At 65.6% G+C, this 26,342-nt stretch carries 18 protein-coding genes and 1 riboswitch; of the genes, 5 read left to right on the forward strand and 13 right to left on the reverse strand.

Features of this window, described 5'->3' with window-relative positions:
• Positions 1 to 211 precede the first annotated feature (211 nt).
• Positions 212 to 769 (forward strand): MerR family transcriptional regulator, encoded by a 558-nt coding sequence (locus tag QM590_RS05080; protein WP_269594219.1) that lies wholly within the window; start codon positions 212 to 214, stop codon positions 767 to 769.
• 12 nt (positions 770 to 781) lie between these two features.
• Positions 782 to 879, forward strand: a riboswitch (glycine riboswitch).
• Positions 880 to 1,062: 183 nt separating this feature from the next.
• A complete protein-coding gene (gene gcvP, locus QM590_RS05085; RefSeq protein WP_411741287.1) occupies positions 1,063 to 3,915 on the forward strand; it encodes an aminomethyl-transferring glycine dehydrogenase in 2,853 nt (950 codons plus the stop codon).
• Between the two features lie 61 nt (positions 3,916 to 3,976).
• Here gcvP and QM590_RS05090 read toward each other — a convergent pair whose 3' ends face one another.
• The 9 genes from QM590_RS05090 to QM590_RS05130 all read right to left on the reverse strand — a co-directional run bounded on the left by QM590_RS05090 (position 3,977) and on the right by QM590_RS05130 (position 16,586).
• Positions 3,977 to 5,116, reverse strand: coding sequence for a metallophosphoesterase (locus QM590_RS05090; RefSeq protein WP_269594064.1), 1,140 nt, complete (start codon positions 5,114 to 5,116; stop codon positions 3,977 to 3,979).
• 3 nt (positions 5,117 to 5,119) lie between these two features.
• Entirely contained in the window at positions 5,120 to 6,778 is a 1,659-nt protein-coding gene (locus QM590_RS05095; RefSeq protein WP_269594065.1) for a substrate-binding and VWA domain-containing protein, read from the reverse strand.
• 67 nt (positions 6,779 to 6,845) lie between these two features.
• A complete protein-coding gene (locus tag QM590_RS05100) occupies positions 6,846 to 9,020 on the reverse strand; it encodes a malate synthase G (protein ID WP_269594066.1) in 2,175 nt (724 codons plus the stop codon).
• A 65-nt stretch (positions 9,021 to 9,085) separates the two neighbouring features.
• Positions 9,086 to 10,000, reverse strand: a complete 915-nt coding sequence (locus QM590_RS05105) for a 3-methyladenine DNA glycosylase (protein ID WP_269594067.1) — start codon at positions 9,998 to 10,000, stop codon at positions 9,086 to 9,088.
• Entirely contained in the window at positions 10,001 to 11,137 is a 1,137-nt protein-coding gene (locus QM590_RS05110; protein WP_149405728.1) for a hemolysin family protein, read from the reverse strand.
• The gene (locus tag QM590_RS05115; protein ID WP_068047389.1) at positions 11,130 to 12,509 is read right to left on the reverse strand and encodes a hemolysin family protein; all 1,380 of its coding nucleotides are present in this window, start codon (positions 12,507 to 12,509) and stop codon (positions 11,130 to 11,132) included. The genes QM590_RS05110 and QM590_RS05115 overlap by 8 nt, the downstream gene beginning before the upstream one ends.
• 347 nt (positions 12,510 to 12,856) lie before the next feature.
• A complete protein-coding gene (locus QM590_RS05120) occupies positions 12,857 to 14,293 on the reverse strand; it encodes a GuaB1 family IMP dehydrogenase-related protein (RefSeq protein WP_269594068.1) in 1,437 nt (478 codons plus the stop codon).
• A gap of 11 nt (positions 14,294 to 14,304) precedes the next feature.
• Positions 14,305 to 15,204, reverse strand: a complete 900-nt coding sequence (locus tag QM590_RS05125; protein WP_094671513.1) for a DMT family transporter — start codon at positions 15,202 to 15,204, stop codon at positions 14,305 to 14,307.
• Positions 15,201 to 16,586 (reverse strand): DEAD/DEAH box helicase, encoded by a 1,386-nt coding sequence (locus tag QM590_RS05130; RefSeq protein WP_269594069.1) that lies wholly within the window; start codon positions 16,584 to 16,586, stop codon positions 15,201 to 15,203. The genes QM590_RS05125 and QM590_RS05130 overlap by 4 nt, the downstream gene beginning before the upstream one ends.
• Positions 16,587 to 16,659: 73 nt before the next feature.
• Between QM590_RS05130 and QM590_RS05135 the strand changes: the two genes are divergently transcribed.
• The gene (locus tag QM590_RS05135; RefSeq protein ID WP_262498327.1) at positions 16,660 to 17,121 is read left to right on the forward strand and encodes a DUF4262 domain-containing protein; all 462 of its coding nucleotides are present in this window, start codon (positions 16,660 to 16,662) and stop codon (positions 17,119 to 17,121) included.
• Positions 17,122 to 17,191: 70 nt separating this feature from the next.
• On the opposite strand, the gene gnd is transcribed toward QM590_RS05135, so the two are convergent.
• The 4 genes from gnd to QM590_RS05155 form a co-directional block, all read right to left on the reverse strand.
• Positions 17,192 to 18,643 carry an NADP-dependent phosphogluconate dehydrogenase gene (gene gnd / locus QM590_RS05140; RefSeq protein ID WP_094615060.1) on the reverse strand — a complete coding sequence of 484 codons (1,452 nt, stop codon included), beginning with the start codon at positions 18,641 to 18,643 and terminating at the stop codon, positions 17,192 to 17,194.
• 166 nt (positions 18,644 to 18,809) lie between these two features.
• Positions 18,810 to 20,522, reverse strand: a complete 1,713-nt coding sequence (locus QM590_RS05145) for a DEAD/DEAH box helicase (RefSeq protein WP_442972435.1) — start codon at positions 20,520 to 20,522, stop codon at positions 18,810 to 18,812.
• A gap of 277 nt (positions 20,523 to 20,799) precedes the next feature.
• Positions 20,800 to 21,756 carry a M56 family metallopeptidase gene (locus tag QM590_RS05150; protein ID WP_094641731.1) on the reverse strand — a complete coding sequence of 319 codons (957 nt, stop codon included), beginning with the start codon at positions 21,754 to 21,756 and terminating at the stop codon, positions 20,800 to 20,802.
• Between the two features lie 23 nt (positions 21,757 to 21,779).
• On the reverse strand, positions 21,780 to 22,196 hold the full coding sequence (locus QM590_RS05155; RefSeq protein ID WP_094641733.1) for a BlaI/MecI/CopY family transcriptional regulator: 417 nt from the start codon (positions 22,194 to 22,196) through the stop codon (positions 21,780 to 21,782).
• A 200-nt stretch (positions 22,197 to 22,396) separates the two neighbouring features.
• Between QM590_RS05155 and QM590_RS05160 the strand changes: the two genes are divergently transcribed.
• Together QM590_RS05160 and QM590_RS05165 are read left to right on the forward strand one after the other, a co-directional pair.
• Entirely contained in the window at positions 22,397 to 23,698 is a 1,302-nt protein-coding gene (locus tag QM590_RS05160; RefSeq protein WP_269594221.1) for an alpha/beta hydrolase, read from the forward strand.
• Between the two features lie 68 nt (positions 23,699 to 23,766).
• The gene (locus tag QM590_RS05165) at positions 23,767 to 26,334 is read left to right on the forward strand and encodes a bifunctional lysylphosphatidylglycerol flippase/synthetase MprF (protein WP_411741299.1); all 2,568 of its coding nucleotides are present in this window, start codon (positions 23,767 to 23,769) and stop codon (positions 26,332 to 26,334) included.
• Positions 26,335 to 26,342 lie beyond the last annotated feature (8 nt).

The following is a 26,342-nucleotide window of genomic DNA, read 5'->3' on the forward strand; positions in this document are numbered from 1 at the left end:
GAGTACACCGAGGCATTTCCAGTGTCCCGGACGGATCGCAGTACTGACTCGATCCGAACGCAGTGAGACATCCGAGAGGGAGCAGTCAGTGGGAGATCAGCCGCAGCAGCATCACGGCCGTCGAGAGTCCGAAGCCGCAGGCCGGACCGAGGACACGCCGGTCGGTGCCGATGCTCGGGTCGACACCCCCGATCAGGCGTCGAGCGCCCGAATCGAATCGCCCCAGGAAATTCAACCGGGATTGTTCCCCGACGACTCGGTGCCCGACGAACTCGTGGGCTACCGCGTGCCGAGTGCGTGCCAGATCGCCGGCATCACCTACCGTCAGCTCGATTACTGGGCCCGCACCGGGCTCGTCGTCCCGTCCATCCGCGGCGCAGCGGGATCGGGAAGCCAGCGGCTGTACTCGTTCAAGGACATGCTCGTCCTCAAGATCGTCAAGCGGCTGCTCGATACCGGTATCTCACTGCAGAACATCCGCGTCGCCGTCGATCACCTACGCCAGCGCGGGGTGGGCGATCTCGCCAACATCACGCTGTTCTCCGACGGCACCACCGTCTACGAGTGCACGTCGGCAGAAGAGGTGGTCGACCTGCTCCAGGGTGGGCAGGGTGTGTTCGGCATTGCCGTGAACGGTGCGATGCGCGAGCTCACCGGCACCATCGCCGACTTCCCGGCCGAACGAGCCGACGGCGGTGAAAGCCAGCCGAGCCCGGAGGACGAGTTGGCGTCGCGCCGCAAGAATCGCGCGAGCCGCAAGACCGGCTAGACTTTCTTTCGTCGCGCCCGCGCGGGAGAGTTCCGAGGCATCCAGTCTCGGACGCCGAAGGAGCAATACCTCCCCGTCAATCTCTCAGGCACACGGACCGTGTGGGCTTCGACAACTCTGGAAAGTGGTGGGAGCACCCACCCGCCCAAGGGGAAAGGTGCCGGCGCGCTTCACTGGCGCGCCGTGTCCGACCGAATCTCTCAGGCGCACGCGTCAGCGGGCACACGACAGAGGGGGAGGAGCGGCCGGAGCGCATGCCTCGGCCGTCCGACGCCTCGTCTTGGGAGTACATCGTGACCGACCGAACCGGCTCGCCCGCACACACTTTCGTCGATCGTCACATCGGCCCCGACGCCACCGAGTTGGTCCGCATCCTCGACACCATCGGCGTCGACAGTCTCGACGAGCTGGCCCGCAAGGCCGTTCCTTCGTCGATCCTCGATACCGTGGTCGACGGCGTTCCCGACGGGTTGGCGACGCTACCGCCCGCGCTGAGCGAGCACGAGGTGCTCGCCGCACTGGCCGACCTCGCCGGGCAGAACACCGTGGCGACGTCGATGATCGGCCTGGGCTACTACGACACGCTCACCCCGCCGGTGCTGACCCGAGGCATTCTGGAGAACCCGGCCTGGTACACCGCGTACACGCCGTATCAGCCGGAGATCAGCCAGGGGCGACTCGAAGCGTTGCTCAACTTCCAGACCATGGTTGCCGACCTCACCGGCATGGACGTGGCCAATGCGTCGATGCTCGACGAGTCGACGGCGGCCGCCGAATCCATGACCTTGATGCGGCGCGCGAACAGGGCGTCGAAGTCGCCTCGGCTACTGGTCGATTCCGATATCTTCCCGCAAACCGAGGCCGTGTTGGCCACTCGCGCCGAGCCGCTGGGCATCGAGTTGGTCTACGCCGATCTGACCGACGGCCTGCCCGACGGAGAATTCTTCGGTGTGCTCGCGCAGCTGCCCGGAGCATCGGGCCGTCTTGTCGATCACACGGCGATCATCGAGGCCGCGCACGACCGCGGGGCTCTGGTTGCAGTGGGAGTGGACCTGCTGGCTGCCACCGTGGTGACCCCGCCCGGTGAAATCGGCGCAGACGTCTGCTTCGGAACCACCCAGCGGTTCGGTGTTCCGATGGGATACGGCGGACCGCACGCCGGCTACCTCGCAGTGCGGTCGGGTCATTCCCGTCAGCTGCCCGGTCGATTGGTCGGGGTCTCGCTCGATGCCGACGGCCACCGCGCCTACCGGCTGGCGCTGCAGACCCGTGAGCAGCACATCCGCCGTGAGAAGGCGACCTCCAACATCTGCACCGCTCAGGTCCTGCTGGCCATCGTCGCTGCGATGTATGCCAGCTACCACGGCGCGGACGGATTGCGTGCCATAGCAACTCGGGTGAATGCGCATGCTCGAACCGTGGCGGCAGGTCTGCGGGAGGCAGGTGTCGAGGTGGTGCACACGGACTTCTTCGACACCGTCCTGGCGTCCGTCCCGGGTATGGCTCAGGCCGTCGTCGACGCTGCCAAGCAGCGCGGGATCAATCTGCGGCTCGTCGACGCCGACCACGTGGCCGTCGCGTGCGACGAGGCGACGACGCCCGAGCACATCGCGAACGTGCTCGCCGCGTTCGGTGCAGAAACCGCAGGTTCCGGAGCCGAGTCGTTGCCGGCGAACATGACTCGAACCTCGGAGTACCTCACGCACCCGGCATTCACCAGGTATCGCACCGAGACGGCCATGCTGCGGTACCTGCGCGCGTTGTCCGACAAGGACATTGCGCTCGATCGCAGCATGATTCCGCTGGGTTCGTGCACGATGAAGCTGAACGCCACCGCGGAGATGGAGTCCATCACCTGGCCGCAGTTCGCCCGTCAGCACCCCTTCGCTCCGGCCTCGGACGTGCCCGGTCTGCTGAAGGTGATCGCAGACCTGGAACGGTGGCTCGTCGACATCACCGGCTACGACGCGGTCAGCCTGCAGCCCAATGCGGGAAGCCAGGGCGAGTACGCGGGACTGCTCGCCATTCGCCGCTACCATCTCGGCAACGGCGATTCCGAACGCACCGTCTGCTTGATCCCGTCGAGCGCCCACGGCACCAACGCAGCCTCGGCCGTGATGGTCGGGATGCGCGTGGTGGTGGTGGCCTGCCGTCCCAACGGTGACGTCGACGTCGACGACCTGCGCGCCAAGATCGCCGAGCACGCCGACACCCTCGCGGCGATCATGATCACCTATCCCTCCACCCATGGCGTCTACGAGCACGAGATCTCCGAGATCTGTGCAGCGGTCCACGACGCGGGCGGTCAGGTGTACGTCGACGGTGCCAACCTCAACGCTCTCGTCGGTCTGGCGCGCCCGGGCCGATTCGGCGGCGATGTCAGCCACCTGAACCTGCACAAGACGTTCTGCATCCCGCACGGAGGCGGCGGGCCCGGCGTCGGACCCATCGGTGTGCGGTCGCACCTGCAGCCGTACCTGCCGGGTCACCCGCTGGCCCCGCAGCTCGGTTCGGGACCGACGGTGTCCGGTGCCCCCTACGGCAGCGCCTCGATCCTGACGATCACGTGGGCCTACATCGCGATGATGGGTGCGACGGGGCTCCGGCAGGCGACGTTGACGGCGATCGCGTCGGCCAACTACATCGCCCGTCGCCTCGACGAGTACTTCCCGGTTCTGTACACCGGCGACAACGGCATGGTTGCCCACGAGTGCATTCTCGATCTTCGGGGCCTGACCAAGGACACCGGAGTCACCGTCGACGACGTCGCGAAAAGGTTGGCGGACTACGGCTTCCACGCGCCCACGATGAGCTTCCCGGTGCCGGGAACTCTGATGGTCGAGCCGACCGAGAGTGAGAACATCGAGGAGATCGACGCGTTCTGCGATGCGATGATCGCCATCAGGGGAGAGATCGATCGCGTCGGATCGGGCGAATGGACGGTCGACGACAACCCACTTCGAGGTGCACCGCACACCGCTCGGAGTCTGGTTGCCGAATGGGATCACCCGTACTCACGGGAACTCGCTGCCTACCCGTCGGGCTACGACCGTCCGAAGGTGTGGCCGGCGGTGCGTCGCATCGACGGTGCCCACGGGGACCGCAATCTGGTGTGCTCGTGCCCACCGATCGAGGCCTTCGCCTGAGCAGAGAACAGAGCCCGCCACGGCGACGTGGCGGGCTCTGGCGTGGTGGTGTCGGAGGCTTCTAGCCCCGAGTCAGTTCGAGCATCGCGATCTCGGGCGGAGCGGCCACCCGCACCGGTGGACCCCACGCGCCGGCACCGCGGGTGGTGTAGAGCGTGGTGTTGCCGATCGTGTCCAGCCCTTGGACACTGGGCTGCTGCAGCGGCACCAGATAACGGATCGGCCAGATCTGACCCCCATGCGTGTGACCGGACACCTGCATGTCCACTCCGAAGTCCGATGCCTCCACCGCCTGCAACGGCTGATGTGCCATCAGTAGTACGAAGCGATCAGGGTCGATCCCGTCCAATGCCGCGGCCAGATCGGGTTCGTACGGAGCCGGTGCGGTGGCGTCGTTGATGCCGGCGATATCGATGGCAGCGTCGCCACGAGTGATCGTCGTACGCTCGTTTCGCAGCACGTCGATGCCGAGCGTCGACCAGAAGTCGAGCCATTCGCCGCCGTCGCCCGCGTAGAACTCGTGATTGCCGCTGACGGCGAACACACCCAGCGGCGCTTCGAGATCGCGCAGCGGCTCGAGATCTTCTCCCACCAGAGCAACCGTCCCATCGATGAGATCACCGTCGAGGAGCACGACATCGGGATTCTGGGCGTTGATCGAATCGACGACCTTCTGCACGAAATCCGCGCCGCGGGAGGGGCCGACATGGAGATCCGACACCAACGCCACTCGGACGCCGTCGAATTCGGCCGGTAGCCTGTCGAGCACGACGTCGGTGTTCGTCGCACGCGGAGTCGCCGCCTCGACGAGTCCGTATCCCACTGCAACCACGCTGACGAGTGCCACCGCCGCCGAGCCGATCCGCGACACCCGCAGTCGAACAGCGGACGAATCGCGTTCACGAGCCGCGAACACCACTCTCACGACGGTGCAGACCACGGCCACCAGAATCGTTCCCAGGAACAGGTACAGCACCACGGCGAGCCAACTGAGGCCGACGAAGGCGGGTCCTCGTGCCCAGGACGGATCGAACTCCACGCCGCTGCCGAAACCGATCACCGCACCCAGCCACAGCAGTGCCAGTGCAGCATCGACAGCTCGTTTGGGACGTGTCGGCATCCTGGTCACGGAGAGAAACCGCCAGTGCAGGAACAGGGTGATGAGGAGTAGAAAAACGCCGACAAAAATTACACGAGACATGTTCTAGTACAGCAACTTTCCGAGTAGATCGATGAATTCCGGTGAATCGGACGTCGGTACGGTCGTGGCAGTGCCGCCGGTACGGGCCGCGATGTCGGTGAACGCAGTCGCGTCGGGGTTGTCGCCGATCATCACCACGTTCACTGCGACCGGACGCGCGGCATCGGACGCCGAGTTCAGGTCGGTGAGCAGTTCCTCGGGGGACAGGGGCGAATCGTCCGATCCATCGGTGACGAGGACCACCGAATTCACCCGGCCCGGAACGTATCCGGCCACAGCATCGGCGTACGCGACCAGCACGGATGCGAACGTGAACGACGCGCCCGCGGGCGTCGCCGCGGCCGCGCTGGATTCCAGAGCAGCCCGCCTGGACGTCGGCCCGATCGCAGCCGACATCGGCCCGGTCGGAACGTCGACCCGGAAGGGGAGTGAATTGTCCAGATCCTCGCCGAAGCTCCACAGCCCCAGCTCGGTGGCGTCGGGCACTCGCTGGAACTGCTCGCCGAGAGCGCGAACCGTGTTCTGCAGCCGAGTCGCGCTGCCTTCGGACGTGCCCATCGACTCGGATACGTCGAGCAGCACCGTGGCGCGGCGCGGCAGGACCGGGCTTCGCAGCACGGCCAGCAGTGCGTCGGCCACCGATCCGGAGGGCGCAGCGAGGGCATCGGCGTCCTGGGTCTCGCCGACGCCGAAGCCCGCATCCGTGAGCAATTGCGCACCGTCCGGCTGCCGGACGAAATCGACGAACGCGGCGGCCGCCCGAGTCGATGTCTCGTCGCCGGAGAGTACGGCCGCGGGATGATCGGCAACGGGAGTGGGGCCCTGAGGTTCGACGGCGGTCAACGTCGACGAATCGGTCGATGCCAGTTGCTGCTCGGTGACCGGGACCGCGTGGACGGGGGCATCGGAGCCGGGCGCGTTCTCCAGTGCCGCGAGCGCGTCGTAGGTGGTGGATTCGGACGTCGCGGAGGCTCCGGTGTCGGTAACGGCCAGCTCCGACACGGCCGAGACCACTTCTCTGGACGAGGCCTGTTCCAGGGTCAATTCGCTGGTCGGATCTTCGCGTATCCCGGCAGCGATTGCGGCGAGCGCCAGTGTGGTTGCGCCGGAATCGGATCCGGTCGGTAGTGCGAGACGGAGTGCGCCCCACTCGCCGAGGCCGAATGCCTGCGGATCACGTTGCAGGCGGACCAGGTCGGCCCAACTTGCCGTTGCCAGAGCGTCGGCCACGGCAGACGGCACTGCGAGCACTACCGGACTCGACGCCAGTGGCCGCGGGGTGCCGTCGACTGCTCCGCGGTCGGTCACGGCCTCCACGTCACCCGACGATTGAGGTATCCACAGGCCCGGCCGAGCACCGAGTGCGCCGACGTCCCAGTTGTCGATACCGGCGTTCAATGCCGTCCGCACGGCATCGGAGGCGGTAGCTCGAACCTGCACCGTCACACAGTGATCTCGCACCACCGGTGCGGTGTCGTTGAACCGGGAAGCCAGTTGTTCGACAGGTCCGGAGATGTCGGGATCGGCGGCGACAGTGAGCACCGCCGATCCCTCCACACATGTGTCGGCCGCTTCGACCCCTTGGTCGAAGATGCGATCCCGCAGTTGAAACCATCCGAAGACGGCCGCGACCAGCACCGCGATCGTGATCACGACGATCACGGGTCCGGCGGCTATCGAACGCCCGCGCCCTGTGTTCCGATGTTCACCCACGTGATCGACAAGTCCGTCAGGCGTTGACGGCCTTGTACTCCCGTCGGCGACGATGCAGGATCGGCTCGGTGTAGCCGTTGGGCTGGCTGGTGCCCTGGAAGATCAGGTCACTGGCAGCCTGGAAAGCGATGTTGGTGTCGAAGTCGGGAGCCAACGGCTTGTACGTCGGATCGGCTTCGTTCTGGCGGTCCACCACCGGTGCCATCCGCTTCAGCGACTCGCGCACCTGGTCTTCGGTGACGATGCCGTGGCGCAGCCAGTTCGCGATGAACTGACTCGAAATACGAAGCGTCGCACGGTCTTCCATGAGTGCGATGTCGTTGATGTCGGGCACCTTCGAGCAGCCGACGCCGTGGTCGATCCACCGCACCACGTAGCCCAGGATCGACTGCGAGTTGTTGTCGAGCTCGTTCTGCTTCTCCTCGTCGGTCCAGTCCGTGGACGGCGCGAGAGGAATTTCGAGAATGTCGTCGACGGTGGCGCGCTTGGCCTGTGCGATCTCGTGCTGGCGGGCGAAGACATCGACCTTGTGATAGTGCAGGGCGTGCAAGGTCGCTGCGGTAGGCGAGGGAACCCACGCGGTGTTGGCTCCGGCCTTGGGGTGGCCGATCTTCTGCTCGAGCATGTCGTGCATCAGATCGGGCATGGCCCACATGCCCTTACCGATCTGCGCCTTGCCTTCGAGGCCTGCAGCCAGACCGGTGTCGACGTTGAAGTCCTCGTAGGCCGCGATCCACTTCTCGCCCTTCATCGCACCCTTGCGCACGACGGGACCCGCCTCCATCGAGGTGTGGATCTCGTCGCCGGTGCGGTCGAGGAAGCCGGTGTTGATGAACACGACCCGCTCGGATGCGGCCTGGATGCACGCTTTGAGGTTGACCGTCGTGCGGCGTTCCTCGTCCATGATGCCGACCTTGAGTGTGTTGGTCGGAAGGCCGAGGACCTGCTCGACACGGCCGAACAGCTCCGCGGTGAACGCGACCTCGTCCGGTCCGTGCATCTTGGGCTTGACGATGTACAGCGAACCGGTGCGTGAGTTGGACAGCACGTTGTCCGAGGTCAGCGAGTGCATACCGGCGAGCGAGGTGAACAGCGCGTCGAGGATGCCCTCGGGCACCTCGTTGCCGTCGGCATCGAGGATCGCATCCGAGGTCATCAGGTGACCGACGTTGCGGACGAACAGCAGCGAGCGACCGTGCAGTGTCAGTTCGGAACCGTCGACCGAGGTGTAGGTGCGGTCCTTGTTCATCGCACGAGTGAAGCTCTTGCCGCCCTTGGAGACTTCCTCGGTCAAGTCGCCCTTCATCAGGCCGAGCCAGTTGCGGTAGCCGAGGACCTTGTCGTCCGCATCGACGGCAGCGACGGAGTCCTCGAAGTCCATGATGGTGGTGACAGCGGACTCGAGCAGAACGTCCTTGACTCCCGCGCCGTCGGTCTTGCCGATCGGGCTCTCGGGGTCGATCTGGATCTCGAAGTGCAAGCCGTTGTGGACGAACAGGATCGCCGACGGCGCATCCGGGGTGCCCTGGTAGCCGAGCAGCTGTGACGGATCCTTCAGCCCGACGGTGCTTCCGTCGGCGAGAGTCACCGTCAGAGACGCTGCGTCGACGACGTATCCGGTGGTACCGACGTGCGAACCGGAGCTCAGGGGCAGCGCTTCGTCGAGGAAGTCCCGCGCGAAGGCGATGACCTTGTCGCCGCGGACCCTGTTGTAGCTGGTGCCCTTCTCGGCACCGTCGGTCTCGGGAATGGCATCGGTTCCGTAGAGAGCGTCGTACAGCGAGCCCCACCGTGCGTTGGACGCGTTGATCGCGAACCGGGCATTGAGCACCGGCACCACGAGCTGCGGCCCGGCCGTGGTGGTGATCTCGGTGTCGACACCGGAGGTGCTGATCTGGAAGTCGGCCGGCTCGTCGAGCAGGTAGCCGATCTCCTTCAGGAATGCCTTGTACGCGGCGCGGTCGTAGTTCGGCCCCGCGTGCTCACCGTGCCAGGCGTCGACCTTGCCCTGGATCTCGTCGCGGACAGCGAGCAACGACTTGTTCTTGGGAGCGAGATCGGCGATCAGCGACGCGGCACCGGCCCAGAAGGCATCCGAATCCACGTCGGTACCCGGCAGCGCCTCCTTCTCGACGAAATCGAATAGGACCTTGGCGACCTGAAGTCCACCAGCCTGCACACGATCGGTCATGAATTCCTCACTCTTTCCGGTCATGGACACCGGTGACCGGTGTCCCCACGACAACGCTGTCGATGTTACTCGGCGGTAGGTCCGACGCCGAACTCGCCGCCGATCAGTAAATTCTGGCATCGAGCGATCAACGCCGAGCGTAGAGGTGCCGCTTCGCTCGACAACTCTCCCTGCGCACGCACGTATTCCGCTCGTCCGGCCGCGGTCTCTATTCGAATGGGTTCGAGATCGTAGTCGCTCAGGTCGTACGGGCTCGCGCGCATGTCGATCGTTCGCGCGTGCAGAGCCAGCTCGAAGCAGTCGGTGAGAAACTCGGAATCGATCAGCGGTCCCAGCTTGTAGCACCACTTGTACAGATCCATCGAGGCGTGAATGCACCCGGGTTGCTCGGATGTCAGACGCGACTCCGGGGACAGGGCACGAGCGTTGCGCGGCGCGGCCTCGGGGGTGAAGAACCGGAAGGCGTCGTAGTGGGTGCAGCGCAACGTCATCGAATCGACCACGGCATCGGTTCCGTCGTGTCCGAGACGCAGTGGCACCTGCTCGTGACGCTGCGCCGACGTTCCCCCGCGGTAGACCATCGCCCACTCGTGCAGTCCGAAACAGCCGAGCACCGGTGGCCTGTCTCGGGTGGCGGAGAGCAGGCCGAGGGTGAATTCGATGCTCGATCGTCGACGCTGGACCAGATCCGACCGCACCCGAAAACCCGGGCCGTCGGTGGTGTCCACCTGCTCGTAGGACGCGAACTCCGCGTAGTCACGCGCACGATCGCCGGTGAGTACGACGCCATGACCTGGATTCCATCGGCGTAGCTGACCCGGGCGGTGGCTGTAGTAGGTGAACAGAAAATCGAGCACCGGATGGACGCCGCCGTGGCCCCGGTCGGTCAGATAGTCACCGACGAGGTTCTCCACCCGCGCCGTATGCGCAGCACGACGAGCGGTCCACTGCCCTTCGCTCACCAACGTCGAATTGGGCATTCACGCGTTCCGTGGGGGAGTAGTCGCAGGCTTGAAGTTGGACGACGATTGACCCGGACGGGGACCCGCCACCCGGTGTGTGCCGTCCCGAACCGTACCGACGAACTCCTCGACCAGGTCCTCGAGCGCGACGATACCGACCGTGGCACCGGTCGCGTCGTGCACGGCGCCGAGGTGGCTGCTGGCCCGACGCAACTTGGTCAACGCGTCGTCGAGCACCGTGTCGATGGAGACCACCGGCAGTGCTCGCACATCACTGCGGGGAATGACCGTGTCCGGTCCTGCCGACTCGTCGGCCATGTCGTCGAGTACGTCCTTGAGGTGCAGGTAGCCCACAAGTGCCCCCGAGGCGTCGCGAACCGGATAGCGCGAGAATCCCGTTTCGATGACGGCTCGTTCGACCGAGCCCAGCGTGGGTCCGAGGGTGTGATCGGGACCGGACAACTCGATACTGCGAACCTGGTGCGAGGGAATCAGAACCTCACCCACCGTCCGGCCGGACGTTTCCAGGGCCTGCCGCAATCGTCGATGCTCCTCGGCGTCGATCAGTCCCTCGGATCGTGATTCGCCGATCATCTGCGACAACTCGACCGCCGATACCGAGGAACTCAGCTCGTCCTTCGGCTCGATCCGCAGCAGTCGAAGGGTGAGGTTGGCGCACATGTTGTAGAACGAGATCAGCGGCAGTGCCACCTTGATGAACAGCAGATGGATGGGCACCAGAACCATGGCGGTGCTCTCCGGGCCCGCGATCGCGATGTTCTTGGGCACCATCTCACCGATGAGAATGTGCAGAACGACCACGAGCGTCAACGCGATGGCGAAGGCGATCGGGTGCAGGAAGGACTCGGGAATGCCGACTGCCTCGAGCGGAACCTCGATCAGGTGTGCCACTGCAGGCTCTGCCACACGACCGAGAAGAATAGAACAGATCGTGATGCCGAGCTGTGCAGCGGCGAGCATCTGCGACAGGTTCTGACCGGCCTCGATCACGCTCTGAGCGCGCTTCTTGCCCTGTGCGAGCAGCGCTTCGAGGCGATCCCGCCGGGCCGAGATCAGTGCGAACTCGGCTCCGACGAAGAATGCGTTGCCGGCGAGCAGTAGAACGGCGAGACCGACTCCGAGGAAATCACCCATCGATCTCACCGTCCGATCTCATCCGAGCCACCGCTGCCGCGTCGACGGGCAGGAGCACCACCCGGTCGATGCGACGGCCGTCCATCCGAATCACCCGTGCCACCCAACCGCCGTCTCGTTCGAGCGGATCCTCGTTCGCCGGCGGAGGCAACAGAACTGCGTCCCCCTCGGTCGGAATGCGACCCAACTCGGTCAGAACCAGACCGCCGATGGTCTCGTACTCGCCCTCCGGTGCGGAATATCCCGTGGCCGACGCGACCTCGTCGATGCGCAGCAAGCCTGCGCAATCCCAACCGTCGCCCGATCTGGAGACGTCGAGTTCGGGTTCGTCGTGTTCGTCGCGCACGTCACCGACGATTTCCTCGATCAGATCCTCCATCGTGACCATGCCCGCGGTTCCGCCGTACTCGTCGACGACGAGAGCGACCTGCATACCGTCGGCGCGTACCCGTTCCATCACCGCGTCGCCGTCGAGGCTGGACGGTACGACAGGAACGTCGCGTGCCAGGGACTCGACGGTCGTCGACCGGCGATGCGCTCCGGCAACGGTGAACGCATGCTTGATGTGAACGACGCCGATGGTGTCGTCCAGATCGCCGTCGACCACCGGAAAGCGCGAGAAGCCGGTCCGCGCCGCCGTTTCGATCAAATCGGCCACTGTGGCGTCGGTGGCGAGCGTTTCGATCTTGACTCGTGGCGTCATCAGTTCCTCGGCCGTGCGATCACCGAACTGCAACGACCGATCGACCAGTCGTGCAGTGTTCTCGTCGATCGATCCCTGCCGCGCCGACGTGCGGACCAGCGAACCCAGTTCCTGCGGCGACCGCGCGGATCTCAGTTCTTCCGCCGGTTCGATGCCGAGCCGGCGTACCAGCCAGTTCGCCGAGCCGTTGAGCCCGTTGATGGCCCACTTGAAGACCAGCGAGAACCCGGCCATCGCACCGGCGGTGACACGAGCGGTCGACATCGGTTTCGCAATGGCGATGTTCTTGGGAACCAGCTCACCGAAGATCATCGAGAACGACGTGGCCAGGATCAGCGCCACGGCGAGCGAGATTCCTGCGGAGAGGGTCTCGGATGCGCCCAGCGCGTCGGCCAGCGGCCGAATGAAGCCGGCCAGCACAGGTTCGGCCAGGTAACCGGTGATCAGTGTCGTGATGGTGATGCCGAGTTGGGCACCGGACAGCTGAAACGACAGTGTCTTGTGGGCGTGCAGCACCTGGCGTGAGCGCAGGTCGCCGTTGTCGGCCTGTGACTCGACCGCACTGCGTTCGAGAGCAGTCAGAGAGAACTCGGCCGCAACGAACAGTGCGGTGCCGGCCGTCAGAGCGACGAAACCGAGCAGGCTGACGATGGTCAGAAGAAGTGCCACGCGTCAGCTCCGCCTGAGCCGGGACCGTCGAAGCTGGGACAGGAGCATCGCGCCGCCGGAGTGCACGTGGTTGCCGAAATCTGTGTCGCCGGGTTTCTCTCCCGGCTCGATAGAGGATCCCTCCGAAGTGGAACCGTCGTCGTGTTGTTCCGCAGTTGCCGCTACGGCAACCGAGATAGTGGGTGCCTCGGGCACCTGATTCCCTTCTGTTCGGTTCGCGATGTGGTCCCACCTCGTGAGGAGCCGACCGTTCCGCCACACGTCGGGAATCGAATGCTCGAATGTCCGACGAGTGACGAGCGCGAACAACTGTGTTTGCTGTGGGTGAGTCTAACCGTGCCCGACCGTCACCACCCGGAGGGCAGGGGCCGTCCTTCGGCGAATCCGGCTGCGGACTGGACTCCCAGAACTGCTCGTTCGGCCAACTCCGGCAGCGAACGGGCACCCGCATACGTGCAGGTACTGCGAACTCCGGCACAGATGTGATCGATCAGGTCCTCGACACCGGGGCGATCGGGATCGAGGCGCATCCGCGAACTGGAAATGCCCTCCTCGAACAAGGCCTTGCGAGCCCGGTCGAACGCCCCATCGGTGGCGGTACGGGCGGCAACTGCTCGCTTCGACGCCATACCGAAGCTCTCCTTGTACCGATTGCCGGATGCGTCCACCCGCAGGTCGCCCGGCGACTCGTACGTGCCGGCGAACCACGAGCCGATCATGACGTTCGCAGCGCCGGCAGCCAGTGCGAGAGCAACGTCACGTGGGTGGCGTACACCGCCGTCGGCCCACACCGAAGCCCCGAGTTCGGCTGCCGCAGCCGAACAATCGGCGACAGCCGAGAACTGGGGGCGTCCGACGCCGGTCATCATGCGTGTCGTGCACATCGCTCCCGGCCCGACACCGACCTTGACGATGTCCGCGCCCGCCTCCACCAGATCGCGCGTCCCCTGCGCGGACACCACATTGCCGGCCGCCAGGGGAACGCCGAGATCGAGGGAGCGCACGGCAGCGAGGGCTTCGAGCATCTTCTGCTGATGCCCGTGAGCGGTGTCCATCACGAGCACATCGGCCCCGGCCTCGGCCAGTGCAGTCGCCTTCTCGGCCACGTTGCCGTTGATGCCGACCGCGGCAGCGATACGGAGGCGACCCGACGCGTCGACTGCAGGCGCGTAGATGCCGGTTCTGATCGCGCCGGTCCTGGTGACCACACCTGCCAGGGAGCCGTCGTTCTCGACGACGACGGCGAGGTGGGCATGTGCCGCCTCCATCAGCTCGAAAACTTCCTTGGGTGACGCATGGCGAGGGGCTCGCACGAAATCGGCCGACGCCACGGAGCTGAGCCGCGCGAATCGGTCGACGTCGGCGCAGGCACCCTCGGACACGACTCCGATCGGCTTGCCGTGTTCGACGATCACGACCGAGCCGTGTGCACGCTTGTGCATCAGCGCCAAGGCGTCGGACACGGATGCGTTGGGGCCGAGGACGACCGGTGTGTCCGCAATCAGGTCGCGACTCTTGACGAATGCGACGGTTTCGGCGACGGCCTCGGTGGGGAGATCCTGCGGGATCACTGCGATCGCTCCGCGACGTGCGACGGTTTCGGCCATACGCCGACCCGACACCGCGGTCATGTTCGACACGACGATCGGAATGGTCGTTCCCGAGCCGTCGACCGTACTGAGGTCGACATCGAATCGCGACGTGACGTCGGTTCGGTTGGGGACGAGGAAGACATCGTCGTAGGTGAGATCGTAGGGCGGCTGATGACCATCGAGGAACTGCACGTTGATCGAGACTACCGGTCGGGCGCGATCGGCGGGGTCGACGCCCCGTCCACCGTCTCCCTTTCGATGCGAGTCGACGCCTGGGTCTGCGACAGTCGAATCGTCGCGGCGATCATGACGGACACCGCTACGGCGATGACGGCGAGGGAAGCCCCGTCGGTTCTGATTCGCTCGTCCAGGACCGTGATGCCGATGAACGCAGCGCCGAGGGGCTCGCCGATCGTGACGGCAGGCATGGACGCGGACAGCGGACCGACTTGAAACGCGCGTTGTTGGAGGTAGAAGCCGAGAACTCCCGATCCGACGAGGGCGTAGGTCTGCCAGGCCGTCAACGCGCCGAACCTCTCGTTCTCCACGAGGTCGGTGACCAACTTCGTCAGAGCCGCGGCCAGACCGAACAGCAACCCTCCGGCGGCTCCGAGCAACAGGGCCCGCACACCGGGGGCGGTCAGGAGCAGACCTCCCACTGCTGCGCCGCCGATCACGACCGCGGCGACGATCAGAGGAACGATCCAGTCGGACAGAGGGGCGTCGGTGTCACCTTCGCTGGGGTCGCCGACCACGATGAACACCGCGAGGGCGGCGGCAAGCAGGAATGCGAGCACCCACGTCGAAGCAGGGAGAACCCGGCCCGCCAATTTCGCCGACATCGGGAGTGCGAACAGCAGGGCGGTGACGAGCAACGGCTGCACGACCAGGACCGAACCGACCCACAGTGCAGCGATCTGAACGGCGTAGCCACCCCCGTCGCCGAGTACGCCCACCCACCATCTGGGGCTTCGGATCAGAGCCGAGAGCAGTGACGTTCCCTCGGGGACCGACGCCGCGGCGCTCTGCTGTGCCACCGACGCACAGGCGAACAGGAATGCCGAAACCAGGGCGAGCGCGATCGACAACCACGACGCGGTCACCCGCGTCGTCCTCTGTTGCCGCCCCGCCTGCCCCCGGCCCGCCCGCCTCGCTCGTGTCGGACGGGCGCAGCACCGCGCCGCGAGCCACGTTGTGCCGGTGCTTCGACCGCCTCGGCCGGGAGCGGCCTGCCGATGGGTGTACGCGCCCCGGTCAATCGACGCCACGAGGTGGGATCGCTCTCGGTGTCGACCACCGTTGCCGAGACACCGGCATCGCCCGCCATCGCGCACACGTGATCCACCTGTTCGGCCGTAGCCAACGTCACGACGGTTCCGCTGGAGCCGGCGCGGGCAGTGCGACCTGCGCGATGCACGTAGTCCTTGGAATCCAGTGGTGGGTCCACGTGGACCACGAGGCTGACGTCGTCGACGTGAACCCCACGTGCCGCGACATCGGTCGCGATCAGCGCGGTCGATGCGCCGTCGCCGAAAGCGGCCAGCGAACGTGTGCGGTGCGCCTGAGTCTTGTTGCCGTGCAACGACGATACCGGTACGCCCAGCCGGCGACAGTCGTCGGTGAGCCGGTCGACCGCGTGAGTGGTGCGGACGAACAGCAACGTGCGCCCGTCCCTGTTGGCAAGTGCGGCAGCTACTTCTGTCTTGCGGCCGGCATCGACCCTGAACACGTAATGCGCGATGTCCGGTTCGCTCACCGACTCCGCGGTGGAATGTTCGGCCGGATCGCTGAGGAACTTCTCGACCAGGCGGTCGACGTCTCCGTCCAGGGTCGCCGAGAACAGCAGCCGCTGGCCGCCGGTCGGTGTCGCAGCGAGAAGCGAATCGACCTGGGGCAGAAATCCCATGTCCACCATGCGATCTGCCTCGTCTATCACGGTGACCTCCACTCGATTCAACGTGATCGAACGACGCTCGAGGAGATCGTTGAGGCGACCGGGGGTGGCCACCACGATGTCGATTCCGCGCTGGATCTCTCTGACATTGCGCTCGAGCGGAACGCCGCCGACCACGCCGACGCTGCGCAGGCCGAACGTCGCACCGTGGACGTCGAGCACTTCCTGGATCTGGAGCGCGAGTTCGCGAGTGGGAGCCAGCACGAGTCCACGCGGTGCACCGGGCTCGCTGCGTCGGCCGGCAAGCCGCACGAGCAGCGGAAGCCCGAACGCGAGAGTCTTGCCGGATCCGGTCGGAGCACGGCCCAGCACATCGCGACCCGCGAGCGCATCGGGCAGGGCGGCGGACTGGATCGGAAACGGCTCGGAGACACCCGCTTTCCTGAGCGAGTGCACGAGAACCACGGGCAGTCCCAGTTCTGCGAACGATCGAACGGATTGACCCGGCATGGCTGTGACCATACCGCTGCGTCGGCCGTGCGTCGGAATCTTCTTGTCGGTGCCCCGCGCCATACTCGGGGCAGAACGCATGTTCGATCGGCGTTCGACACCGTGATTGCCGAGGGGGCGATCGCACGCAGAGTGTGGGGGAGCTATGTGCAAGATGTGTCAGGGCCACAGCGTCGACGAGTACATCGAGGGCGTGATACGCACCATCGACAGGTGTGGCTGGGCCCTGCAGTACGTCGAATCGGAAGTCGATCCCGACGGTATCCATCCGGCGTTCTGCTACACGGTCGGTCTCACGAATTTCGGCAGCCCGGAAATCGTCCTGACGGGGCGCGGGCCGCACGAGTCCTCGAGAATTCTCAATTCGCTCGGCGCATCGGTGGTCTCGGGAATGCTGGAGCTCGAGTCCGGAATCGGTTGCACTGCAGCCGGATTCGATCTGTTCACCATCGACGTACCGGACTGTGCGGATATTCTGTACACCGCATCCGACGTGTACGGCCAAGGGTGCTTCAGTGCGGTGCAGGCGGTGTGGAAGGACCTGGAAGGTGCACTGCCGTGGGAGGGCATCCCGTCGACGGTGGTCCAACCGATACTCGGGCCGGTGCCCGTCTGACCTTGTTCTCGGTACGTACCACCGGTGGCGCTGCGTGATGCACGCAGCGCCACCGGCGGGCGGTCGTCGGTCAGGCTTCGATCTCGGAACGATCGCCGCTCCACAGAGTGTGGAACTTTCCTTCCGAGTCGGTTCGCTCGTAGGTGTGTGCCCCGAAGAAATCTCGCTGTCCCTGTGTCAGAGCGGCAGGTAGACGCTCTGCCCGCAACGCGTCGTAGTAGGAGAGCGAGGACGCGAACGCGGGGACCGGAATACCCAACGAGGCCGCGGTGATGACGACCCGACGCCAGCTGTCGATGGCGTTCTCGATGGCATCACGGAAGTACGGGGCCAGGATCAAGCTCGGCAGTTCGGCGTTGTCGTCGTACGCGTCCTTGATGCGGTCGAGGAACCGCGCGCGAATGATGCAGCCACCGCGCCAGATCGTGGCGAGGTCACCGGGATGCAGATTCCAGTCGTATTCGGCACTGCCCGCGGCGATCTGGTCGAAGCCCTGTGCGTAGGCGACGATCTTCGACGCGTACAGAGCCCGACTGATGTCGTGTGTGAACTGCTCCGCGTCGGTCGGCTTGTCGGCCAGTGTTCCCGAGGCGAGTCCGACGGCTGCCTTGCGCTGAGCGCGTGACCCCGACAGAGCCCGAGCGAACACCGCCTCGGCGATACCGGTGACAGGAACCCCGAGGTCCAGGGCCGCCTTGACCGTCCAGCGACCGGTGCCCTTCTGTTCGGCAGCATCGACGATCACGTCGACGAGAGGCTGACCGGTCTTGGCGTCGACCTGTCGAAGAACCTCGGCGGTGATCTCGACGAGGTAGCTCTCCAGATCACCGTTGTTCCATTCGGTGAACACGTCCGCTACCTGAGCAGGCGTGTAGCCGAGAGCGTCGCGGAACAGGTTGTACGCCTCACCGATGAGCTGCATATCGGCGTATTCGATGCCGTTGTGGACCATCTTGACGAAGTGTCCGGAGCCGTCGGGTCCGATGTGGGTGCAGCACGGCGTGCCGTCGACCTGAGCTGCGATCGATTCCAGTAGCGGACCCAGGGCCTTGTAGGACTCGGCCGGACCACCCGGCATGATCGACGGTCCGTTGAGCGCGCCTTCTTCGCCGCCGGAGATGCCGGCACCGACGAAGAGCAGTCCGCGCTCCTTCATGGCCGCCTCGCGACGAATGGTGTCGGTGTAGAGGGCATTACCACCGTCGATGATGATGTCGCCCTCCTCCATCGCGCCTGCAAGCTCCTCGATCACAGCGTCGGTCGGGTCGCCTGCCTTGACCATGATGAGCACTCGGCGCGGCTTCGCGAGAGCGGCGACGAACTCCTCGATGGTTTCGGTGCGAACGAAGTTGCCCTCGGTGCCGTGCTCGGCGATCAGGGCATCGGTCTTGGCGACACTGCGGTTGTGCAATGCGACGGTGTGGCCGTGATGGGCGAAGTTGCGGGCGATGTTGGAGCCCATGACGGCGAGTCCGGTGACTCCGATCTGAGCCAGTTCTGTCGGTTCTGCTGCTGAGGTCATACAGACAGCTTTCCCTGCCGAGCGGCGTCGCGCGAGCTAACCCCCCCAGCAGAACTCAAACCTGGCCGTAGACAACGACAAGAGGTGCCGCATTCGCGAAGAATGCGACACCTCATGTCGTCGAAATATGCTCCGGTCGAGTTACGACCGCACGGTTACGAACCGATCAGTGGCTGCGAGCCGGACCGTCGAAACCGTCGTACGAACGGCGTTCCGTGCGGCTGCGGAAGCCTCCGGAGCGGTGCTCGTCCTGGCGGGGGCCGGACGCGGGACGACGGTTGTCGGAGCCACGGTTGTCGGATCCACGACCCTCGTAGCCGCGACCCTCGGAGCGACGCGGGCGGTCGCCCTGGTAGCCCTCGTTGCTGCGGTGGTTGGAGCCCTGGTATCCGCCGCTGCTGCGCGGGTTGGACCCCTGGTAGCCCTCGCTGCTGCGCGGGTTCGAACCCTGGTAGCCGGTGCGGGGACGGTCGCCCTGGTAGCCCTCGCTGCTGCGCGGGTTGGAGCCCTGGTATCCGCCGCCGCTGCGCGGGTTGGAGCCCTGGTATCCGCCGCCGCTACGGGGGTTGGAGCCCTGGTAGCCGGGACGGCTGTTCCGGTCACGAGGAGCGGACTCGGCGCGCAGAGGCTCACCGGTCGGCTTCTTCGCCCCGGTGATGCTGTTCAGCTCGGCCGAACCGGGCGAGACGTTGACGGCAGTGGCCTTGACGCCGGCCATACCGGTCAGACGCAGAACCTGACGACGCTGGTTGGGGAGCACGATCGCGACGACGGTGCCCTTCTCGCCTGCGCGTGCCGTGCGTCCTGCGCGGTGCAGGTAGTCCTTGTGGTCTGCGGGCGGATCGACGTGGACGACCAGGTCGATACCGTCGACGTGGATTCCGCGAGCAGCAACGTCTGTAGCGACGAGGACGGGGGTGCGGCCGTTCTTGAAGCGCTCGAGAACGCGGGTGCGCTGGTTCTGAGCCTTACCGCCGTGCAGCGACTCCGCGGCGATACCGAGCGCACGGAGGCGATCGGTGATCCCGTCGCAGCCCAGCTTGGTACGCGCGAACATGATGGTGCGACCGCCTTCGCGAGCACCGATCTCGGAGAGAACGAGATCCTTCTGACCCCGGTCGACCATGAGGACGTAGTGATCCATGGTCCGGACACTGGCTTTGCCGTCCTGGGTGGAGTGCTCGACGTGATCGGGCAGGAACTGGCGAACCAGCGACTGGACCTCACGGTCGAGGGTGGCAGAGAACAGCATGCGCTGTCCGTCTGCCGGGGTGTCGGCGAGGACTGCACGCACCTCGGGCAGGAAGCCCATGTCGGCCATCTGATCGGCCTCGTCGAGCGCGGTGATCTCGATGGAGTCCAGGATGCAGGTGCCCTGGCGGAGGTGATCGGCGAGGCGGCCGGGAGTGGCGACGAGGACGTCGACTCCGCGTCGGAGCTGCTCGACCTGCTTGTTGAACGGGGTACCGCCGACGGCTGGCATGACTCGCAGGCCCTGAGCATTGGCGTAGGGAGCGAGGGACTCGACGACCTGGAAGGCGAGCTCGCGGGTGGGGACCAGCACGAGCGAACGCGGGCGCTTGGCGGCCGGGCGATCGGTGTGCAGCGACAGGCGCTGCAGGATCGGCAGGCCGAAGGCCAGGGTCTTGCCCGAGCCGGTCTGCGCGCGACCGAGGACGTTCTTACCGGCGATCGCGTCGGGAAGCGCCTTCTCCTGGATGGGGGAGGGCACGGTGATCGAGTTGCGCGCCAATGCGGCGACGACAGCCTCGGGCAGTCCGAGATCGGCGAAGGTGAAGGCCGGTGCCGCTACGGGCGTCGGGACTGCCGTGGTGTCGGAAGTGGTGGAAACGGGTGTGTTGGAAACAGCGTGGGTCACGCAGTAAAGCCTCTCCGGATTACGGGCACGCCAATAAGCCCGAAGCTGAGAGCACCCGAAGAACCGGGAAACACGAAAAACAGCCAGAACACATTGATACGAGCCAGGGCACTGTCACCTGGCCATCAGAATGCAGATGAGAACTGCATAAAGTGGGGCTGTTTGTGCCATTTCGATTGCTAGGTCGCGATGGCGACCGGTCTCTACTGTACGGGACGTACCGCCAATTGTTCGACTCGAGTCGATGTGACCTGTGCGACCCCGATCGCGCGCGAGCTCACCCGATGAGCTTGCTCAGCTCCTCCAGCCACGGCATGGCAACGTAGATCGTCGGAAGAACCAGGATCACCACGGCCGCCGCGTAGGCCGCCGCGGCGATGCGCACATCGCTGCCCGGGCCGCTCAAGCGCTGCACACGGATGAGGGTGTGCGGCCCTCCGGCGGCCATCGCGCCACGCGGTGCGGTGGACCCGGCGCACGTGACCAGTGCCCTGGCCAACGGAGTGGGTCCGGTGACCTTGACCGCCGAGTCGTCTGCGAGCAGCTCGACCAGCAGCTGCACGCTGCCGAGCGCCGACTTGCTACGGACGATCCGCGGGAAGGCTTCGTTGACGGCGGTGAACGCTTCGAGAACCAGATCGTGGCGGGCGCGTAGATGTGACCGCTCGTGGCTGAGGATCGCAGTGACCTCGGCCTCGGACAGGCTGGCCAACGTTCCCCGACTCAGGACCACCCGCTGACGCAGACCGGGTAGGCAGTACGCGATCGGTTCGGCCGCGTCGAGTACCCGGATGTCTGCGTCGCGAAGGCCGCGAAAAGGGTTCTCTCCCAAGTCGGTTCGATCCAGCAGATCGACGAGCACGCGATGCCTGGAACGTCGGCGACGGGTTCTGACCGCTACCCGAACGACGGAGAACATGAGCTTGGCACCGATGCCGAGCGTGATGGCGAGGACGACGACGTAGAGAGTCCACAGGGGCAGACCGAGCGCGTCGATCTCGTCGGTCGGTGCCGTCGTGGGACGACCGTCAGGTCCGGGGACGAGCAGCAGTCCGCCGATCGCGAGGCCGGAGCTGAAAGCCGAGAGCACCGCAGCGAGAGCAATTGCCTGCCAGAGAACCAAAGCGGCGCGCGGTGACCGGTACGGCCAGCTCGCGCGAGCGAGCACTGCCGGAACCGGCCCAGCCAGGATCAGCGCGAGTACTGCGAATACCAGCGCAGTCGTCGAGTTCATGTCCTCACCTACTGCCGCGAGCGTCAGTCCGTCGGACGGCGATCTCCAGCCGAAGGGGACTTCGATGTCGATTGTGCCACTTCCAACGCGGCAAGCGCCTCACGGAGGGCGTCGGCTTCGTCGGCCCCCACCTGACCGACGAAGTGCACGAGTGCCGCTGCGCGTCCACCCGACGCCGGTGCCTGCGACAGCGCATCGACCATAAGGCTTGCGACCAGCTCGTCGCGACCGTGCAACGGTGCGTAGCGGTGCGCTCTGTCGTCGCGTTGCTGGACGACCAACTTCTTCTTGGCCAGCCGCTGCAGCACCGTCATCACTGTCGTGTACGCGAGTTCACGATGCGTCGCAAGTGCCTCGTGGACCTGTCGAACGGTCTGGGGATCGGACGACTCCCACAGATGGTCCATCACTGCGCGCTCTAGTTCACCAAGACCAGCCATTCGTCCGAGTCTACGGCTACTCCGACGTGGATGCGTACTACTCGTGGTAGTACCGACCGTTCAACTGGTGTGGGATCGGTCATAGTCACAGTCGCGACGAATCGGCGGGTCTCGACCGCGGGACTCCCGGGGCGAATAATCTGTGCTGTGATCGTGCCGCCTTTCGGCCCGACGTTCGAGAAGTGAGCGGAGACGAAAGCGTGGAGTGGTTCGATTCCCTGTCGTTGATCGATGGTCCGGTACCGGTGATCGTGTCCGTTCTCGGTGCCCTCGGTGGTCTGTGGAAGCTCGTCTCGAGGTCGCGGCGATACGCCACACGTGCAGTGCCGATCGTCGTCACGGCAGCGATCGTCGTCACGGCGATCGGCTACGTGGTGGTCGAGAAGGTGTGGCGACCGTTCCCGGATCCGATAGAGACCTCGATCTACGTGTGGATCGGAGTGGGCCTCGCTGCGCTGTTCGCGGTGATTCCCAGGGCGGTGACCGCCCGAGGGGTGCTGGGCACGCTGGCGTCGGTGCTGGCGATGGTGTTCGTGGTGGCGGCGTCGGCCCTGCACGTCAATCTCGAGTTCGACGCGTATCCCACCGTGGGCAATGCTCTCGGCGCCGAGTCGGCGGCGCGCATTCAGTTCTCGGATGTGCCCGCTGCGGTGGAACAGACCGTTACGGGAACACCTCTGGACTCGGTGTGGACAGCACCGGCAGATCTGGCAACCGCCGGAAAGATCACCTCGGCATCCATTCCGGCCACCGCGTCGAACTTCACCGCACGAGATGCGGAGATCTACCTGCCGCCCGCCTACTTCGCCGATCCTCGCCCGCTCCTTCCGGTTCTCGTGCTGCTCGCCGGCCAGCCGGGAGCACCCGAGGACTGGCTCAACGGCGGAAAACTCGCCGAGACGATGGACGATTTCGCTCGCGATCATGCCGGTCTCGCGCCGGTTGTCGTCGTCGCGGACGGAACCGGGTCGTCGATGGCGAATCCGCTCTGTGTCGACTCGCCGCTGGGCAACGTGGACACGTATCTCTCCCGCGACGTTCCCGACTGGATCGACTCGGCGCTGCAGGTGGACCGCAATCGCGCACACTGGGCGATCGGCGGATTGTCCTACGGCGGTACGTGCTCGATTCAGATGGCGACCAATCACCCCGATGTCTATCCCACGTTCCTCGACCTCTCCGGCCAGCGCGAGCCGACTCTCGGCGATCGAGACCGCACGGTGCAGCAGGCCTTCGGAGGAAACTCCGCGGCGTTCACCGCCATCAACCCACTCGACCTGCTGAAATCACGTCAGTACCCCGACTCCGCCGGTATTTTCGTCGTGGGGTCCGACGACAACGACTACAAACCGGGCCAACAGGAGATGTACGACGCGGCGAAGGCCGCCGGAATGGATGTGCAGTACGTGGAAGTACCGGGCGGACACAGCTTCGCGGTGTGGTCGGAAGGCCTCCGGCGCGAGCTGCCATGGTTGGCAACGAGAACAGGGTTGATTTCGTGAACGTGACCGATCCGGAACGACCGTCCGCGGCGGACGCCGAACCACCCACACCCGCCGAACCGTCGTGGATGTCCGCGCGCACCGAATCCCTGAGGTCAGGTGCGTCTGCAGTGATGCGCCAGCTTCGGCGGGTGTGGGCGCTCATCGTGTTCGGTGCCGTGGGAGCACCGGTCAGTTTCACTTTGCTCGCCGTCGTCTGGGTGATGGGCATCGTCGCCGCGGTCGTGGACAACCGCGGCGAGATGGACAAGTACTTCGCCGTGGGCATCATGCCGTTCGAGCACTGGCACCTGTGGACCCCGCTCACCTCGGGTCTGGCGGCACCCAACATCGCCGGTTGTGTGGTGGCCACGGTCGGGGTGCTGCTGGCCGCCGCACCGATCGAGCGCCGTATCGGATCCCGTCGCTTCGCCGTCGCTGCGTTCGTGACGCAGGTGGCCGGTTCGTTGTTCGGCCTCGGTCTCGCGGTTCTGGCCAAGACCTTCGACGCGGACTGGGGATTCCGGTTGCACGTCGGAACCGCTGTGGGCCCGACGACCTGGATCTTCGGTGTGGTCCTGGTCGCGACCTCGCGAATGGATACGTTGTGGCGCAGGCGAATCCGCGTCGGCGTGCTGGCCTTGCTGGTGACATTGGCATTGTTCGGTGGACACCTGCAGGACGTCGTTCGACTCGCTGCGGCGGTGATCGGCCTGATCGTGGGCCCGTGGATCGTCGGTCGATCGGCACGTGGCCCTCGACTGGCGGGTACCCGACGCGAAGGCCGGGTGCTGGTTGCGCTGATCGTCGCTGCGAGCGCCCTCGGCCCGGTACTGGCGGCCCTGAGCCCCAACGCTGTCGGGCCGTTCGCGGTACTTCGTGATGTGGTGCGGGGAGTTCCGTACACGGCGGCGGAGGTGCGCGAAATCTGCGCCGACGCGACCACCGACCCGGTCGAATGCCGTCGTGGTCTGCTCGATCTCAGACTCGGGGGAGTCGGCCCGACCATCCTGAGCATCATGCCGTCGTTGTTCCTGCTGGTGGTCAGTGACGGCCTGCGTCGAGGCAGGCGTTTCGCGTGGGCCATGGCGGTGGTCTCGAAGGGAATTCTGCTCGCACTGTCGGTGGCCAACTTCGCGATTCGATTCCTCGAGTCCGGTGACGACCAGTCCCTGTTCTACGGCTTGGAATCGCCGACGGCGTACCGCACTGCGGTACCGTTCCTGCTGCCCCTGATCGTGTTGCTCGTTCTGATCGTCACGCGCAAGTTCTTCGACGTGTCGGCACCTTCGGGTACCTACCGTCGATGGGCGGCCTCGGTGGTCGGGGTGGCGGCAGGACTCGCCCTGATCTACTCGCTCGGTGGGTATCTGGCCCGCGGTGGCTTCGCCGATTCGCCGTCCTTCGGCGGACTGCTGGTGGACTTCCCGCAACGATTGGTTCCCCCGGTCTACCTGCAATGGCTCGAACCTGCCCTGCTCCCGCAGAGCACGCCGACGACCCTGCTCTTCGAGTGGACCGGTGTGGTGTTCTGGGTGGTGGTCTGCGTGCTCGCTGCGAGTACCTTCCTCACCCCGGTGTACGGCACCGAGACCGACGCCGCCGAACGTGCGCGCGCTTTGCTGATGTCGAGCAGCGGATCCGCTCTGTCGTGGATGACGACCTGGCGAGGCAACAAGTACTGGTTCGGTTCCGACGGTCGCAGCTACGTCGCCTACCGGGTCATCTCCGGCGTGGCACTGACCACCGGGGATCCCGTCGGTCCGCGGGAGTCCCTGCGGGACAACGTCGTCGAGTTCGCCGAGTTCGCGTCCGAGAACGGGTGGATCCCGTGCTTCTACTCCGTCACTCCCGACGTCCGCCGCATAACCGACTCCCTCGGTTGGGGAGGAATCCAGGTCGGTGAGGAAACGGTTCTGGACCTCGACGGCATTGCGTTCACCGGCAAGCGATTCCAGGACGTGCGGACTGCGCTGAACAGAGCGAAGAAAGCCGGCGTCGTCGCCGAGTGGATCCGCTTTCCTTCTGCCCCGCTGGCGATCACGGACCAGATCACTGCGATCTCGGAGGAATGGGTCGCGGACAAGGGTATGCCCGAGATGGGCTTCACCCTCGGCGGTCTCGAGGAGGTCGACGACGAGAACGTGCGGTGCCTGATCGCCGTCGACGAGAACCGGACCGTGCACGGCGTGACCTCGTGGATGCCGGTGTACGAGGACGGCGTCATCGTCGGATGGACGCTCGACTTCATGAGACGCCGGTCCGAGGGCTTTCGGCCCACGATGGAATTCCTCATCGCATCGGCGGCCCTGCTGCTCGAACAGGAAGGTGCCCGATTCCTCAGCCTCTCGGGCGCACCCCTGGCCAAGGTCGACGAGAAGCAACCCGAACACGTCTCCAGTGCCGAGCAGTCCACGCTGTCTGGGCTGCTCGAGCGATTGCTCGACGTCCTCGGACGCACCCTCGAACCCGTCTACGGATTCCGTTCCCTACTGGCGTTCAAGTCGAAGTTCCAGCCTCGCTACGAACCGATGCACATGACCTTCGCGGATCCGGCCGCACTGCCCAGCATCGGAAATGCGATCGGCCGGGCATATCTGCCCGACGTGTCGATCGGCCAGGGCGTCAAGCTGGTACGCACGATGATCGAGCGGTGAGACCCCGC

It is taken from the genome of Rhodococcus sp. IEGM 1372 (assembly GCF_030056835.1).
Taxonomy (GTDB): Bacteria; Actinomycetota; Actinomycetes; order Mycobacteriales; family Mycobacteriaceae; genus Rhodococcoides.